The following is a 15,044-nucleotide window of genomic DNA, read 5'->3' as shown; positions in this document are numbered from 1 at the left end:
CCTCTATCTGGCTGTTTCATCGGGGCGATAGGTGCGTGCGCCGGGCTTGTCGATGCCCGCCAACGCTGTCATCGCGACCAAATTCGCATGGGCCGCACGATTGGTAACGCCGGATACCGACTCGTTGACGCAATCCATCTTGCAGTGCAGCACGCGCGCATGGCCAGTGCACCCCCGATCACCAACAATCCCGATGTCCGTTTCCTCGGTCGCGTCCTGGGCGACGTGATCCGCGCCTATGGCGGCGATGCGTTGTTCCGGCGGATCGAATATATCCGGTCGGCGTCGGTCGACCGGCATCGCGGGATCGCGGGCGCGGACTCGATCGACCCGGGCCTCGACAGCCTGAGCCTCGACGAGACGCTCGATTTCGTGCGCAGCTTCATGCTGTTCTCGATGCTCGCCAACCTCGCCGAGGATCGGCAGGGGATCGCCGCCGAGCCGGGCGCCGACATCGAGCATGCCGTGGCCAAGCTCAAGGAACATGGCATCGGCCGCGAGCGGATCGCCGAGCTGCTCGCCGATGCGCTGGTCGCCCCGGTGCTGACCGCGCACCCGACCGAGGTGCGGCGCAAGTCGATGCTCGACCACCGCAACCGCATCGCAGAGCTGATGCGGCTCAAGGATGCGGGCGTCGCCGAAACCCCTGACGGCGATCTGGTCGATGAGGCGATCGTGCGGCAGGTGGCATTGCTGTGGCAGACGCGCGTGCTGCGGTTCGAACGGCTCTATGTCGCCGACGAGATCGAGAATGTGCTGTCCTATCTGCGCGACGTGTTCCTGCCGACCCTGCCCGCGCTCTATGCCCGTTGGGATCGGGCTTTGGGCAGCCGCGTCCCCGCCTTTCTGCGCCCGGGCAACTGGATCGGCGGCGACCGTGACGGCAACCCGTTTGTTACCGCCGATTCGATGCGCCTCACAATGGCGCGCTCGGCGGAGACGGTGCTGGCTTACTATCTCGACTCGGTCCACGCACTCGGGGCCGAGCTGTCGATCTCCAGCCGCCATGCCGAGATCGACGCCGGGGTCGCGGCGCTGGCCGAAGCAAGCGGCGACGATGCCGCGAGCCGCAGCGACGAACCCTATCGCCGCGCGCTCTCGGGCGTCTATGCGCGCCTAGCCGCCACCTATCGCGACCTGACCGGCAAGCCCGCTCCGCGCCCCGGCCCGTTGAGAGGCGAGCGCTATGCCGATCCCGCCGCATTCCGTGCCGATCTGTCGGCCATCGCCAAGGGACTGGCGGCGCATGGCGGTGAGACGCTGGCATCCAGTGGGTCGCTCGGCCGGCTGATCCGCGCGGTCGATATCTTCGGCTTTCACCTCGCCACGCTCGACATGCGTCAGAACAGCGCGGTGCATGAGCGCATGGTCGCGGAATTGCTCAAGGTGGCGGGGGTCGAGGCGGACTATGCCGCGCTCGACGAGGACGCACGCATTGCGCTGCTTCGCCGCGAGCTCGCCAGCCCGCGCCCGCTGACCAGCCGCTATGCCGATTACTCGGACGAGACCGCGTCGGAACTGGCGATCGTCCATGCCGCTGCCGAAGTCCATGCCAGATACGGACGCGCCGCGATTCGCCAATATATCGTGTCGATGGCGCAGTCGGTGTCGGACCTGCTCGAAGTCCATGTCCTGCTCAAGGAAGCCGGACTCTATACTCCCGGCGAGCCGGCACAGGCGCACATCATGGCAGTACCACTGTTCGAGACGATCGGCGATCTCGACGCCGGGCCGGACATCATGCGCGCCTGGTTCGCGCTGCCCGAGGTCGCAGCGATCGCGGGCAAGCGCGGGCATCAGGAAGTGATGATCGGATATTCCGACTCGAACAAGGACGGTGGCTACCTCACCTCGACCTGGGGGCTGAGCAAGGGATCGACCGCGCTGCGCCCGGTGTTCGAGGAGGCGGGAATCGGCATGCAGCTGTTCCACGGCCGCGGCGGCGCGGTCGGGCGCGGCGGGGGATCGTCCTTTGCGGCGATCCAGGCGCAGCCGCCCGGAACGGTTCAGGGCCGCATCCGCATCACCGAACAGGGTGAGGTGATCGCTGCGAAATATGGCACGCGGGAAAGCGCGCAGACCAACCTCGAGGCGATGGCGTCGGCAACCCTGCTCGCCAGTCTCGAGCCGCAGCGTCTGTCGGAGGGCGACGCCGCGCGGTTCGAAGGCGCGATGGAACAGCTCTCGACCACCGCGTTCAAGGCGTATCGCGATCTGGTCTATGGCACCGAGGGCTTCACCACCTTCTTCCGCCAGCTGACCCCGATCGCCGAGATCGCTGGCCTCAAGATCGGCAGCCGCCCGGCGAGCCGCAAGAAGAGCGACGCGATCGAGGATCTGCGCGCGATCCCCTGGGTGTTCAGCTGGGCACAGGCGCGCGTCATGCTGCCAGGCTGGTATGGCGTCGGTCAGGCGCTCGCGGCGTTCCCCGACCGGGGGCTGCTGCGCGAGATGGCGGCGGGCTGGCCGCTCTTCGCCTCGACGCTGGCGAATATGGAAATGGTGCTCGCCAAGTCCGACATGGGCATCGCCGGGCGCTATGCGGCTTTGGTCGAGGATCGCGCGCTCGCCGATACGATCTTCGGACGCATCCGCGAGGATTGGCAGCGCACGCATGACCAGCTGCTCGAAGTGACGCGCCAGACGCGGTTGCTGGAGAAGCACCCCCGCGCTCGAAACCTCGATCAAGCTGCGCCTGCCCTATATCGAGCCGCTCAACCTGCTCCAGGTCGAACTGCTCAAGCGCCACCGCGCGGGTGAGACCGACCCCAAGATCGAGCAGGGCATTTTGCTGTCGATCAACGCCATCGCGACCGCGCTGCGCAATTCGGGCTGATCAGATCTCCCCGGAACGGGGAGGGGGACCAGCCGAAGGCTGGTGGAGGGGCCCGAGGCATCGGAATCGCTTGCCTCGGGCCCCCTCCGTCAGCGCTGCGCGCTGCCACCTCCCCGTTCCGGGGAGGACTTAGGTCTCCAGAAACGGCGCGGCGATTTCCGGCCGCACCCGTACCAGCCGTCCGGTGGCGCGGTCGAGCATCGCCCAGGTCGACACCGCCTCCACCTTCACCCTGCCATCGGTGCCGGTGAAGCGCATATGGCGGTCGAAGCGCGCGCCCTTGGGCGGATCGGGGACCCAGGTTTCGCCGACCACCGTCTCGCCCGCATTCACATTGCCGCGATAGTCGATCTCGTGCCGGGTCACGACCCAGACATAGGCGTCGCGATGCTCGGGCGGGGCTACCGCAGCCCAGTGTGACACCGCCACATCCTGAATCCAGCGGACCCAGACTGCGTTGTTGACATGGCCCAGCTCGTCAATGTCGTCGGGCTGGGCCGTGATGCTCTTCGTAAAGCGCGTCATGACTTGACGTTAACGGCAACCTTGCTGCGCTGCAAACAGGACTTGGCGTCAGTCGAACTTCATCCGCTCATGGCCGACAAAGCCGAGCTTGGTGACGCCCGCATGCTTGATCACCGCGAGGATGGCGTCGAAGCGTTCATAGCGCGCCGCTTCGTCGGTCTTGATCAGCAACGCGGTGTCGGCACCGACTCCGGATTTGAGCAGCACGGGGAGCTGGGCATCGGTGATTCGCGCGCCGTCCCAGAACAGCGATCCATCGGCGGCGATGTCGAGGCGGTTGGGCAGGGATGGCTGAGCCTGCGTCTCCCCCTGCGGCAGGTCGACCGGAACCTTGTGCGTCATGCTCGGGATGGTGACGATCAGCATGATGAGCAGGACCAGCATCACGTCGATCAGCGGGGTGATGTTGAGCGCGCTGAACGGCTCGGCGTCGTCGCGGCTGCGATAGGCAAGTGCACGGGGCATCGATACCTCCTCTCGTTAAGAGATGATGTATCATGCCATAATTGGAACGGCGTGCAAGCCGTTAACAGCTCTCATATTTCCAGTGGCGCTTCTTGCCCTCGCGGATCCAGCCAATCGCTTCGGCGACGCGCCTGTCGCGCGTTGCGTCGCGCTTCGCGTCGGCGATCCAGTCGCAATAGTCGCGGCGCGCGCCGGGCGGAAAGGCATCGAACTTCGCTGCCGCCTCGGGATCGCGGGCGAGTGCTTCGGAGAGCGCGGGCGGTACCTCTGCCTCGGGCTTGGCTTCCTTTGCCGTGCGTTTGGGAATTGCGCCCGACTCGATCAGCGCCACCGCCTCGCGCACCTGGGCTTCCATTACGGCGGCGTCGGGCAGGTCGGCGAGCGAGGCGATCCGGCCGAACTGGCCCATCGCTTCGCCTTCCTTGCCCGTTTCCATCGCGTCGCGATACCAGAAGCCAAAGCTCGCATGCGCCTTGAACGCGGCCATATGCGCAAGCGGGCGGCCTTCATGGCTGAACGCGGGCATGCTCCACTTGATGCCTTCCTCGACATCGGGGCAGGCGGCGTGGACGCGATCGCGCAACCAGATCAGGATCGGCTGCGCGAATGCGGCCTGTTTGTCGATGTAGGCGTCGATCCGCGGGTCTCTGGTCATGCGCGGCTCCTCCCGCCGCCATGCTCCGCCCGCGCCGGTCGCGAGTCAATCGGATGGTGGTCAGGGAACGATCGAGTCGTCGTCCTCGTCGTCGGCCGCCTCGCCAGTCTCAGGGTCGTCGGCGAGTTCCATGACTTCGTCCTCCGGATCGTCAGCGTCGATGTCCTGACCCAGATCGGGGTCGAGATCGGTCACCAACAGACCGTCCCCCGGCCCGCCAACCGTCGCCTCCAAGATCTCGGCGCGCTGGCTCTCGTCATAGCCGTCCTCGTCATAGCCGTCGTCGCCCGTTCCATGTCCGGGCACCTGGTGACCACCCATCGCCATCTCCTTGCATCCATCCTGAAGACGCGAACGGCGGGCGGGCGCGGCTGGTTCCGCGATGTGCGACGAGCGGCTTCAGTTGCGGCGAAACAACTTGCCGCGCTCGGTCACGAAGACAATGGCCAGCGCCGTCAGGCCGAGCGTGGTGAAGCCAATATACAGCGGAACTGTCGATCCGTCGAATGCCTGGCCGATTACCGCGCCTAGCACCGCTGCACCCAGGGTCGCGATGAACCCCTGAAGGCTCGACGCACGTCCGGCGATCTCGCCCATATTTTCCATCGCCATGGCGGAGAAGTTCGAATTGGCGAGCCCCATCGCCGCCATCATCGGCGCCTGGAGGACGATAAACGTCACCAGCGTCTCGCCATAAAGCAGGATGATCGCGAGGTGGATCGCAGCGAGGAGAGTCGTGACGACGATCGCGAGGTGCGACAGGAACCGCATCCCGAATCGCATCACCAGCCGCGAATTGGCGAATGCGCTTGCCGCCATCAGCCCGGCGATCGATGCGAACACGACGGTGAGCAGCTCGGGCCGCTTGAACACGTCGTAAACGATCTGCTGGATCGATCCGATGAATGCGAAAAAGCAGCCGGAGATCGCGGCTGTGGCAAAGGTGTATCCCACCGCCCACCGGTCCCGAAACATGATGCGATAGCCGCGCCAGATCTCCTTGAGGTCGAGCCGATTCACCGACTGCGGGTCCAGCGTCTCGGGCATCCGCCACAGGAACCAGCCCAGCACCAGCGCCGAAACAATGCCGATCCCGCCAAAGATCAGCCGCCACGACCCGAAGATCATCACCATCAGCTGGCCCCAGGCCGGGGCCAGCACCGGCACGATCATGAAGGTCATGAACGCAAGGCTCATCACCCGCGCCATTGCCCGCCCCTGAAAACAGTCGCGGACCAGTGCCACGGTGACGACGCGCCCCGCTGCGACCGCAGCCCCGCTCGCGGCTCGCGCGATCAGCAGCAATTCGAAGCTGCCCGCCACTGCGGCGACCAGATTGGTGACGACATAGAATGCCAGCGCGATGCCGATCACGGGCTTTCGCCCGAAGCGATCGGCGAGCGGGCCGTGGATCAATTGCGCCACCGAGAAGCCCAGCATGAAGGCGGTGATCACATATTGGCGGTGATTCGGCTCGCTTACCCCAAGCTGGTCGGCGATGGCGGGCAAGGCGGGGAGCATCGCATCGATCCCCAGCGCGGTCAGCGCCATGATCGACGCGATCAGCGCCACGAACTCGCCCATCGGGATGGGCGACCGGTTTTCCGGAGCGGCGGTTTCGAGGTGGGGCGTACGCGCGTCCATGCGGCTGCCCATGCCGCATCGCAATCAGCACGTCACCCCCGCCATTTGACGCGCTCGCAAAACCACGATAGTGTATTGCTCAAATAACACGCTTGGAGACTGCGATGAAATCGATCTGGCTGACGCTTCCGCTCGCGGCGACTCTCGCCGCCTGTGGCGGAGAGGGCGAGGGGACCAGCATCTCGATCCAGGGCGACAATGGTTCGGTCACCGCCCAGGCCGACAAGGACGGCAAGGTGTCGGTCAAGGCACCCGGCTTCGAAGGATCGATCAAACTGCCCAAATTCACCATCGGCGCGGAGAATTTCGAGGTCGATGGGGTCAAGCTCTATCCCGGCGCGACGATCGCCAGCTTGAATGTCGACGACCGTCAGGACAACGGGAATGGCGGGGTAAAGGTCACGTTCGACGCCCCCGCCGAAGCGGCACGCGTACGCGACTGGTTCCGCGAGCAGATGGAAGGGGCGGGCTTTACCGTCACTGGCAATCGCGACGAACTGACCGGCAAGACCAAATCCGGCAGCCCCTATACGCTCAAGATCGACGGGGCGGGCGACGCCAAGAGCCGCGGGACGCTTACGGTCTCGGGGAACTGATCTTCCAACCCGCCGTCCGTGCGTAGGCGGACGGCGCAGCGGGAGGGGCGCACGGCACCCGCGCCCCTCCCGCGCTTTCATATCCGGGATTTCCCGCCCCTGTTCGATCGTCACCAAGGCGACTATCTGAGGGAGATTCGTTTCCCGGAGTCGCTTTGAAATGCCCGATACCGTTCTCGCCCAGGTTCCGCTCGTCAGCCTCGCCGATCAGGCAAGCGACCCAGAGGGCTTCGCTGCCGCGCTGGGCGGGTCGTTCGAGCGGTTCGGCTTTGCGATGGTTGCCGACCACGGCATCCCACAGGATCTGGTCGACCGCGCCTGGGCAATGACCAAGGCATTTTTCGACCTGCCCGAAGATGTGAAGCGCAGCTATTTCATCGCGGGCGGCGGCGGTGCGCGCGGCTATACCCCGTTCAAGACCGAGATCGCCAAGGGCGCGACCCATGTCGACCTCAAGGAATTCTGGCATGTCGGGCGCGAGCTGGCGGCGGGGCATCGCTTCAGCGATCTGATGGCGGCCAATGTCTGGCCCGACCAGCCCGAGGGATTCCGCGAGACCTTTATCGAGTTGTTCGCCGCGTTCGACGCGGCCGGCGACAAATTGCTGTCGGCGATCGCCGTTCATCTCGGCCTCGCGCCCGACTGGTTCGACCATGCGGTGAAGGACGGCAATTCGGTGCTGCGCCTGCTCCATTATCCGCCGGTGACCGAGGATGCGCCGAACGTGCGCGCCGGCGCGCATGAGGACATCAACCTCATCACCCTGTTGCTCGGCGCCGAAGAGGCGGGGCTCGAACTGCTCGAAAAAGATGGCGAATGGCTGCCGGTCAAGCCGCCCGAGGGCGCGCTGGTGGTCAATGTCGGCGACATGCTCCAGCGGCTGACCAACCATGTCCTGCCCTCGACCACCCATCGCGTGGTGAACCCGCCGGTCGAGCGGCGCGGCCATTCGCGCTATTCGATGCCCTTCTTCCTCCACCCCGCACCCGATTTCCTGATCAAGGCGCTGCCCCAGACCGTGACGGCCGAGAACCCGGAGCGCGAGCCGCCGATCACCGCGCACGACTATCTGGCGGAGCGGCTGGCCGAGATCGGGCTGACCAAGAAGTAGGCACCGCTCGCGGTTTGTCTCACTCGGCAATCCATGGTACCTCCGGCTACCCAAAACGGTCGGAGCGTGCCCATGCGTATGTTGCTTTCCGTAACCCTGATCGCCCTTGCAGCTCCGTCGGTGTCTGCGCAGAGCGCCGATGCGATGATGCCGCACCCTGGACAATATATGGAACCGCTGGGATCGGACTGGTCGCAGCGCTCTGCCGAGAAGACCGCCGACAAGTTCGGCCAGTGCGTTGTGCGGCGTGAGCCGGTCGCTGCGGCTGCGTTCATCGACCGTGCGCTGGCCGAACGGGCAATCCCCGCCAAGCCGGCGGCACTCCAGGCTGCGGTTCAGGCGTGCATGCCCCGGCGCGTGTGGGCCGAGACGGCGCAGTATGTTCTGCGTGAGCAGGACACCGCGATTTTCCGCGCCGTGCGGAACAGCCGGAATAGGCACGCCGCAAACTAAGGTTGTGTTCCCAATCGGGCGCTGATCCAGTAACGCGCTGCTCCTGAACTGGAGTAGCCGATGACCGAACCGTTGCGCGTCGCCCTTGCCGGACTTGGAACCGTTGGCGCGGGCGTCATTCGCCTGATCGATGCCAATGCCGATCTGATCGCGCGGCGTGCGGGGCGGCCGATCGAGATCGTCGCGGTCTCTGCGCGCGACCGGACCAAGGATCGCGGCGTCGACATCACGCGCTTCGACTGGGTCGACGACATGCGCGAGCTGGCGCAGCATCCGCGCGCGGACGTCGTTGTCGAACTGATCGGCGGGTCCGACGGCCCGGCACTCGCGCTCGCCCGCGCGACGCTGGCGGCGGGCAAGGGGCTGGTCACCGCGAACAAGGCGATGATCGCGCATCACGGGCTGGAGCTGGCAAAGGTCGCCGAACAGGCCGACACGCCGATGAAGTTCGAGGCAGCGGTCGCGGGTGGCGTGCCCGTCATCAAGGGGCTGCGCGAGGGCGCGGCGGCGAACGTGATCGACCGCGTCTATGGCATCCTCAACGGCACCTGCAATTTCATCCTGTCGAAGATGGAGGCGGAGGGGCGCGATTTCGCCGAAGTGCTGGCCGAGGCGCAGGCCAAGGGTTTTGCCGAGGCGGACCCGAGCTTCGACATCGACGGCGTCGATGCCGCGCACAAATTGTCGATCCTCGCCAGTCTCGCCTTCGGCACCCAGCCGGCGTTCGGCGATGTCGCGATCCATGGCATCCGCAACCTGATTGCCGCCGACATCGCCGAGGCGGCGGCGCTCGGCTATCGCGTACGCCTGCTCGGTATCGCCGACCTGAATGGCGACGGGCTGTTCCAGCGCGTCCACCCGCACCTTGTCCCGCTCGCCCATCCGCTCGCGCATGTCACGGGCGCGACCAATGCCGTGGTGGCGGAGGGCAATTTTGTCGGTCGTCTACTTTTTCAAGGCGCAGGTGCAGGCGACGGTCCGACCGCAAGCGCAGTCGTCGCCGACTTGATCGACATCGCCCGAACCGAATTCGGCCCCCCCTATGCAATGCCCGCCGCCAGCCTGGCCAAAGAACCCGCCGCGCCGAGCGGGGAGCGGCGGGGCCGCGCCTATCTGCGTTTCACCGTCCCCGACAAGGTCGGCGTGCTGGCCGAGATCGCGGCGGCGATGCGCGACGCGGGCGTGTCGATCAGAATCGCTGATTCAGCGCGGCGCGATGGCCGACGGCAGCGTCCTGCTCGCGATCGTGACGCACGAAGGGCCCGAACGCTGCGTCGCCCAGGCGCTCGAAAAGCTGCGTGGCTCGCAGAGCCTCGCGGGCGAGCCGATGTGGATGCACATCCTCGGCGAGTGAGGGCGGCTTAGGGCGCCGGTTCGCGCTTGCGCACCACCTTGCCGTCAAAGCCCATGGAGGCCGTCACGCCGACCATTCCGCCGCATTGCGTCAGGAAAGGACCGGATACGCCGCACTGGAACATGGTGTCCTCCAGCACCCGTTCGGTCTCTGCCGGGCGGTTGTCGATCGCGCGCGCGGTGACGAAGGGGACGCGGTATTTCTTGTCCGCCTCGCGCGCGGCGCAGATCGTCACCTCGTCGGGATCGGCGGTCTTCTCGCACGGGATCACCGCGCGCGTCTTTTTCGCGATAGCTGCGCAGCGGATCATCAGCGGCACCGGACTGAAATGCGAGGGCAAGCAGCAACAGGGGCATGGCGTCGGACCTCCCGCGCGGAGGCTAACATGATGCTCAGGTCTGCGAAATGGGATTCAGTCGGCGGCGGGGGAGGGCGCGGCGTCGCTCGCCAGCGCGATCTCGACATGGGCGCGGCCCCGGCGGACAATGCCCAGTTCGCGCGCGGCGGCTTCGGACAGGTCGAGAATGCGGCCCTTGTGGAACGGCCCGCGGTCATTGACGCGGACGATGACGCTGCGCCCGGTCGAGGGATCGGTAACGCGCAGCTTCGTACCGAACGGCAGGCTGCGGTGCGCGGCGGTCATGCCGTCGGGGTCGAACCGCTCGCCGCTGGCGGTACGGTTGCCGGCATGGGCGTCGCCATAATAACTCGCCATGCCGCTCGCCAGAACGGCCGATGCGCTGGAAGCGGGGGCGGTCGGAGCGGCATCCCGCGCCGCGACAGGCGCGGCGGCGATCAGCAATGCGACAGCGATGATGTCCCGCATGGTCCCCGGCCCCTTTCGGTCCGGGGTGAAACAGAGACGGCGCCGGACGGCAATCCGTCCAGCGCCGCGCTGTTTGGATTCTGCGATCAGACGTCGAGATTGGCGACGCTGAGCGCGTTTTCCTGGATGAATTCGCGGCGCGGTTCGACGACATCGCCCATCAGGCGGGTGAAGATCTCGTCCGCGACATCGGCCTGATCGACCTGCACAACGAGCATCGAGCGGTTGGCCGGATCGAGCGTGGTTTCCCACAGCTGTTCGGCGTTCATCTCGCCCAGTCCCTTGTAGCGCTGGATCGACAGGCCCTTGCGGCCGGAAGCGAGGATCGCGTCGAGCAGCTCGCTCGGGCGCGCGACGAGGGTCTCGCCCTTTGCGGCGGCGACGGGGAGTTCCTCTTCGCCTTCCGCAACCGGTGCCGCTTCTTCAGCCTGCGCCACCTTCGCGGAGACCAGCTTGGCGATCTGCGCATAGCTGTCGGCCTGTTCGGCGGCGAGCGCGTGGAGCTTGCGCCCTTCGGCCGAGGTCAGGAACGCGGCTTCGATGATGTGGTGATCGGTCACGCCGCGCCACCAGCGCTCGAAATGGAAGCCGCCATCCTCGGTCACCCGCGCGGTCCAGCGCGCATCGCTGTCGGTGAGGTCGAGCCGCTGCGTCACCGCCGCCAGCCGCTCGCCGCGCTGCTCGCGGGTCGCTTCGGGATCAAGCGCGCGGCCCAGTGCCAGCGCCTCGATGATCGAGGAATCGTAGCGGCGGGGGACATAACGCATCAGCGTCTTCATGCGACGCGCATGGTCGACAAGGCCCGCCAGGTCTTCGCCGAAGCGCGGTCCGTCGGCGGTTTCCAGCCGGTTGCCCGCGACCCCCGCCTCGACGAGGTAATCGTCGAGCGCGGCATCGTCCTTCAGATACACTTCCGACCGGCCCTTTGTCGCCTTGTACAGCGGCGGCTGGGCGATGAAGAGGTGCCCGTTTTCGATGATCTCGGGCATCTGGCGGTAGAAGAAGGTGAGCAGCAAAGTGCGGATATGCGCGCCGTCCACGTCGGCGTCGGTCATGATGACGATTTTGTGATAGCGCAGCTTTTCGAGGTTGAAGTCGTCGCGCCCGATGCCGGTGCCCATCGCCTGGATCAGCGTGCCGATTTCCTTGGACGACAGCATCCGGTCGAAACGCGCGCGCTCGACGTTGAGGATCTTGCCGCGCAGCGGAGGATCGCCTGGAAATGGCGGTCGCGGCCCTGCTTCGCCGAGCCGCCGGCCGAGTCACCCTCGACCAGGAACAGTTCGGACTTGGCCGGATCGCGCTCCTGACAATCGGCGAGCTTGCCGGGGAGCGAGGCGATATCCATCACGCCCTTGCGCCGGGTCAGCTCGCGCGCCTTCTTCGCGGCCTCGCGTGCAGCGGCGGCGTCGATCACCTTCTGGATGATCGCACGGGCGAGCGCGGGATTTTCCTCCAGCCAGTCGGACATCTTGTCGGCCATCAGCGCTTCGAGCGGCTGGCGGACTTCCGACGACACCAGCTTGTCCTTGGTCTGGCTGCTGAACTTGGGATCGGGCAGCTTGACCGAGACGATCGCGGTAAGCCCCTCGCGCATGTCGTCGCCGGTCAGCGTGACCTTCTCCTTTTTGAGGAGGCCTGACTTGTCGGCATAATTGTTGATGGTGCGGGTCAGCGCCGCGCGGAACGCGGCGAGGTGGGTGCCGCCGTCACGCTGGGGGATGTTGTTGGTGAAGCAGAGGACGTTTTCGTAATAGCTGTCGTTCCACTCCAGCGCGACGTCGATGCCGATATCGTCGCGCTGCCCGTTGACCGAGATCGGTTCGGGGAAGAGCGGCGACTTGTTGCGGTCGAGCCACTCCACGAATGCGGCGATCCCGCCTTCGTAAAAGAGTTCGACTTCCTTGACCTCTTCATGACGCGCGTCGCGCAGGAACAGGCGCACGCCCGAGTTCAGGAACGCTAGCTCGCGATAGCGATGCTCGAGCTTGTCGAAATCATATTCGATCTGGTTCTTGAACGTGCCGCCATCGCCCGGCGTCTTTTCGGTCGAGGCGAGGAAGGTCACGCGCGTGCCCTTCTTGCCGTTCGCCGGGCCGATCACCTTGAGCGGGGCGACGGCATCGCCATAGGCAAAGCGCATGTAATGCTCTTCGCCATCGCGCCAGATGTTGAGATCGAGCCATTCGGACAGCGCGTTGACCACCGACACGCCGACGCCGTGCAGACCGCCGGAGACCTTGTAAGCGTTGTCGTCCGACGTGTTTTCGAACTTACCGCCGGCGTGGAGCTGGGTCATGATGACCTCGGCCGCCGATACGCCTTCTTCGGAGTGGATGCCGGTCGGGATGCCGCGGCCATTGTCCTCGACCGAAACCGAACCATCGGCGTTCAGCTGGATGATGATCTTGTCGCAATGCCCGGCCAGAGCTTCGTCGATCGCGTTGTCGCTGACCTCGAACACCATGTGGTGCAGGCCCGATCCGTCATCGGTGTCGCCGATATACATGCCGGGCCGCTTGCGCACCGCGTCGAGGCCCTTGAGGACCTTGATGCTGTCGGCGCCGTAGGCGTTGGAGTTGGGAGCGGAATCGGTGGTGTTGTTGTCGTCTGATGCCATGCCCAGCATATAGGGTCCGCAGTCACAAAACGGAAGCGAAATGGGCCTTAAGCGGGGTGGATCGCGCCGTCCCGAACGCTGAGCCGGGTGGCGGCTCCTGCCTCGGCGAATAGCTCAGGTTCGGTGCCCGTCATCCACACCTGACCGCGTCCCGCGAGACGCTCAAACAGCGCCGCTCGACGCGGGGGGTCGAGATGCGCAGCAACCTCGTCGAGTAGCAGGATCGGCGCGCGCTGGGTCCGATCGGCGACCAGTTCGGCATGGGCGAGGATGATGGCGAGCAGCAGCGCCTTTTTGCTCGCCGGTCGAACAGAGATGCGCGGCCTGGCCCTTGCCGAGATGCGTGACCGCAAGATCCTGACGATGCGGGCCGATCAGCGTGCGCGCGGCGGCGGCGTCGCGGGAGCGGCCGACTCGCAGGCGCGCGGCGAGGTCGGTCGCATCGTCACCCTCGATGGCAAGGCCCGCGCGGGCGAACGGCCCTTCGGGTTGCGCGATGAGACGATCGGAGAGCTGGGCAACGGTGGTGCGGCGCGCCGCGTCGATTGCCGCGCCATGCTCGGCCATGCGCGCCTCCAGCGCAGTCAGCCAGTCGGGATCGGCGGGCTCCTCTGCCCCCAGCAGCCGGTTGCGCTCGCGCATCGCGGCTTCGTAGCGGGCGCTGTGATGCGCGTGGCCCGGCGCTAGCGCGAGGGCGAGTCGGTCGAGGAAGCGCCGCCGCTCGCTTGCCGGTTCGGCGAACAGCCGGTCCATCGCGGGCGTGAGCCACAGCACGGTCAGCCACTCGCCGAGCGACGTTGCTGCGGCGGTCGCGCCGTTGACGCGGACGATGCGGCGCTCGGGCGAGGCGGCTTGAGTGCCGGTCCCGATCTCGACCTCACCATCGAGCTGCGCGGCCACCCCGAACCCGCCGCTGCCGCCCTGTCGCGCCATTTCGGCCAATGGCGCGCGGCGCAGGCCGCGACCGGGGGCGAGGAGTGACACGGCCTCCAGCACATTGGTCTTACCCGCGCCGTTGTCGCCAGCCAGCACGGTGAACCCAGCACCTGGGGTCAGGATCGTGTCACGATGATTGCGGAAATCGGTGAGGACGAGGCGGGTGAGGGCCATCAGAGTGCCCTAGCCATTCCCGAGAGCGTGCGATAGCGCCGACGGTCTGGCCGCGCGTCAGATTCCCTGCACGCCCTTGTCGCGCAGTTCGGCCTGTGCCGCGCGGTACAGGACCGGGTCACCGATGTTAAGCCGCGCTCGCACCGCGTCGAGCGGTTCGGCGAGCAGCACCTCATAATCCTCGCCCGACAACCAGTGCGCGGCCTTGCCGTGGCGATAGCCTTCGCGCACCGCCTTGGCGAAGCTGCGCGATCCGGTGACGCGCAGGCTCTTGAGCGCCGCACCGAGCGCGATGAACGCCCAGCCGAGCCCGCGGGTCTGGGCATAAGAGAAGGCGACGAGGCACGCCTCGCCCAATGGCTCGTCCGCCTGATAACCGGTGATGACATGCCAGATGTCATGGATGTCGCGCTCGCGCCGACCATACCAGGCGTGGGGATGCTCGATCCCGCGCTCGACATCGGCATCGGCATAGCTGACATCGGCCAGCCCCTGCGCCGAATAGCCGGTACGGTCGAGAAACGCGCGATAGGCTGCACCGACGCTGCCCTCGGGCAGCGAATCGAGCCAGGCCCGGTCGGAGAATTTCTCCGCCAGCTCGGTGCGGCGATAGGCGATGCGCCCGCCATTCGGCGTGGTCAGCAGCTTGCGATAATTCTTGCCCACCGTGTCGCCGTTGAGCGCACGCATGATGCGGAACACCTGCACGGTGTCGTCGCCATTGGAAAGCAGGCGGCGCAATGCGGTGAGCGCCGTTCCCCATTCGCGCTTGCGGGGCTTGCTCCAGTCGATTGCCTGCGTTGCCATATCCGACCGTCCTTACTGACAGTCGTGTAAATAAGTGATTAG

Annotated in this window: 12 protein-coding genes and 4 pseudogenes; 5 read left to right on the top strand and 11 right to left on the bottom strand. The window is 66.2% G+C overall.

Translation table 11 applies throughout. From position 1 onward, the window contains the following. Positions 1-3: 3 nt before the first annotated feature. Positions 4-153, bottom strand: a complete 150-nt coding sequence (locus LRS12_RS03210) for a hypothetical protein (protein ID WP_257843292.1) — start codon at positions 151-153, stop codon at positions 4-6. A 6-nt stretch (positions 154-159) separates the two neighbouring features. Here LRS12_RS03210 and ppc point away from each other — a divergent pair. Then, a pseudogene (ppc, locus tag LRS12_RS03205) lies at positions 160-2,836 on the top strand (phosphoenolpyruvate carboxylase). Positions 2,837-2,965: 129 nt separating this feature from the next. Here the strand turns inward: ppc and LRS12_RS03200 are convergent. The 5 genes from LRS12_RS03200 to LRS12_RS03180 form a co-directional block, all read right to left on the bottom strand. Further along, positions 2,966-3,361 carry a thioesterase family protein gene (locus LRS12_RS03200; protein ID WP_257843291.1) on the bottom strand — a complete coding sequence of 132 codons (396 nt, stop codon included), beginning with the start codon at positions 3,359-3,361 and terminating at the stop codon, positions 2,966-2,968. A gap of 48 nt (positions 3,362-3,409) precedes the next feature. Then, positions 3,410-3,826, bottom strand: a complete 417-nt coding sequence (locus tag LRS12_RS03195; protein ID WP_257843290.1) for a biopolymer transporter ExbD — start codon at positions 3,824-3,826, stop codon at positions 3,410-3,412. Positions 3,827-3,887: 61 nt separating this feature from the next. Beyond that, positions 3,888-4,481 (bottom strand): YdeI family protein, encoded by a 594-nt coding sequence (locus tag LRS12_RS03190; RefSeq protein ID WP_257843289.1) that lies wholly within the window; start codon positions 4,479-4,481, stop codon positions 3,888-3,890. A 60-nt stretch (positions 4,482-4,541) separates the two neighbouring features. Beyond that, positions 4,542-4,802 (bottom strand): DNA primase, encoded by a 261-nt coding sequence (locus LRS12_RS19870; protein WP_308222963.1) that lies wholly within the window; start codon positions 4,800-4,802, stop codon positions 4,542-4,544. Positions 4,803-4,880: 78 nt separating this feature from the next. After that, positions 4,881-6,137: a multidrug effflux MFS transporter gene (locus LRS12_RS03180; RefSeq protein ID WP_257843288.1), complete on the bottom strand. Its 1,257-nt coding sequence runs from the start codon at positions 6,135-6,137 to the stop codon at positions 4,881-4,883. 92 nt (positions 6,138-6,229) lie between these two features. On the opposite strand from LRS12_RS03180, the gene LRS12_RS03175 reads away from it, so the two are divergent. The 4 genes and pseudogenes from LRS12_RS03175 (at position 6,230) to LRS12_RS03160 (ending at position 9,639) form a co-directional block, all read left to right on the top strand. After that, complete coding sequence (locus LRS12_RS03175; RefSeq protein ID WP_257843287.1) at positions 6,230-6,721, top strand: hypothetical protein; 492 nt, start codon at positions 6,230-6,232, stop codon at positions 6,719-6,721. 160 nt (positions 6,722-6,881) lie between these two features. Next, complete coding sequence (locus LRS12_RS03170; RefSeq protein ID WP_257843286.1) at positions 6,882-7,832, top strand: isopenicillin N synthase family oxygenase; 951 nt, start codon at positions 6,882-6,884, stop codon at positions 7,830-7,832. Positions 7,833-7,904: 72 nt separating this feature from the next. Beyond that, positions 7,905-8,285 (top strand): hypothetical protein, encoded by a 381-nt coding sequence (locus LRS12_RS03165; protein ID WP_257843285.1) that lies wholly within the window; start codon positions 7,905-7,907, stop codon positions 8,283-8,285. 60 nt (positions 8,286-8,345) lie between these two features. Next, positions 8,346-9,639, top strand: a pseudogene (locus tag LRS12_RS03160) (homoserine dehydrogenase). 7 nt (positions 9,640-9,646) lie between these two features. On the opposite strand, the gene LRS12_RS03155 reads toward LRS12_RS03160, so the two are convergent. The 5 genes and pseudogenes from LRS12_RS03155 to LRS12_RS03135 form a co-directional block, all read right to left on the bottom strand. Next, the gene (locus LRS12_RS03155) at positions 9,647-9,949 is read right to left on the bottom strand and encodes a hypothetical protein (RefSeq protein ID WP_257843284.1); all 303 of its coding nucleotides are present in this window, start codon (positions 9,947-9,949) and stop codon (positions 9,647-9,649) included. Positions 9,950-10,051: 102 nt separating this feature from the next. Then, complete coding sequence (locus tag LRS12_RS03150; protein WP_257843283.1) at positions 10,052-10,465, bottom strand: septal ring lytic transglycosylase RlpA family protein; 414 nt, start codon at positions 10,463-10,465, stop codon at positions 10,052-10,054. Between the two features lie 86 nt (positions 10,466-10,551). Beyond that, positions 10,552-13,094, bottom strand: a pseudogene (gene gyrB, locus LRS12_RS03145) (DNA topoisomerase (ATP-hydrolyzing) subunit B). A 38-nt stretch (positions 13,095-13,132) separates the two neighbouring features. Further along, a pseudogene (gene recF, locus LRS12_RS03140) lies at positions 13,133-14,195 on the bottom strand (DNA replication/repair protein RecF). A 57-nt stretch (positions 14,196-14,252) separates the two neighbouring features. Then, entirely contained in the window at positions 14,253-15,002 is a 750-nt protein-coding gene (locus LRS12_RS03135; protein ID WP_257843282.1) for a ubiquinone biosynthesis protein COQ4, read from the bottom strand. Positions 15,003-15,044 lie beyond the last annotated feature (42 nt).

The sequence above is a fragment of the Sphingomonas sp. J344 genome (genome assembly GCF_024700005.1).
In the GTDB taxonomy this organism is placed as follows: domain Bacteria; phylum Pseudomonadota; class Alphaproteobacteria; order Sphingomonadales; family Sphingomonadaceae; genus Sphingomonas.
The sequence above is the reverse complement of the archived record's forward strand: the minus strand, read 5'-3'. Positions and strand labels throughout refer to the sequence as shown.

Coding starts and splice junctions, on each gene's coding strand:
- LRS12_RS03195 (WP_257843290.1), bottom strand. CDS start 3,826: ATGCCCCGTGCACTTGCCTATCGCAGCCGCGACGACGCCGAGCCGTTC.
- LRS12_RS19870 (WP_308222963.1), bottom strand. CDS start 4,802: ATGGGTGGTCACCAGGTGCCCGGACATGGAACGGGCGACGACGGCTAT.
- LRS12_RS03150 (WP_257843283.1), bottom strand. CDS start 10,465: ATGCGGGACATCATCGCTGTCGCATTGCTGATCGCCGCCGCGCCTGTC.
- LRS12_RS03165 (WP_257843285.1), top strand. CDS start 7,905: ATGCGTATGTTGCTTTCCGTAACCCTGATCGCCCTTGCAGCTCCGTCG.
- LRS12_RS03200 (WP_257843291.1), bottom strand. CDS start 3,361: ATGACGCGCTTTACGAAGAGCATCACGGCCCAGCCCGACGACATTGAC.
- LRS12_RS03190 (WP_257843289.1), bottom strand. CDS start 4,481: ATGACCAGAGACCCGCGGATCGACGCCTACATCGACAAACAGGCCGCA.
- LRS12_RS03170 (WP_257843286.1), top strand. CDS start 6,882: ATGCCCGATACCGTTCTCGCCCAGGTTCCGCTCGTCAGCCTCGCCGAT.
- LRS12_RS03135 (WP_257843282.1), bottom strand. CDS start 15,002: ATGGCAACGCAGGCAATCGACTGGAGCAAGCCCCGCAAGCGCGAATGG.
- LRS12_RS03180 (WP_257843288.1), bottom strand. CDS start 6,137: ATGGGCAGCCGCATGGACGCGCGTACGCCCCACCTCGAAACCGCCGCT.
- LRS12_RS03175 (WP_257843287.1), top strand. CDS start 6,230: ATGAAATCGATCTGGCTGACGCTTCCGCTCGCGGCGACTCTCGCCGCC.
- LRS12_RS03155 (WP_257843284.1), bottom strand. CDS start 9,949: ATGATCCGCTGCGCAGCTATCGCGAAAAAGACGCGCGCGGTGATCCCG.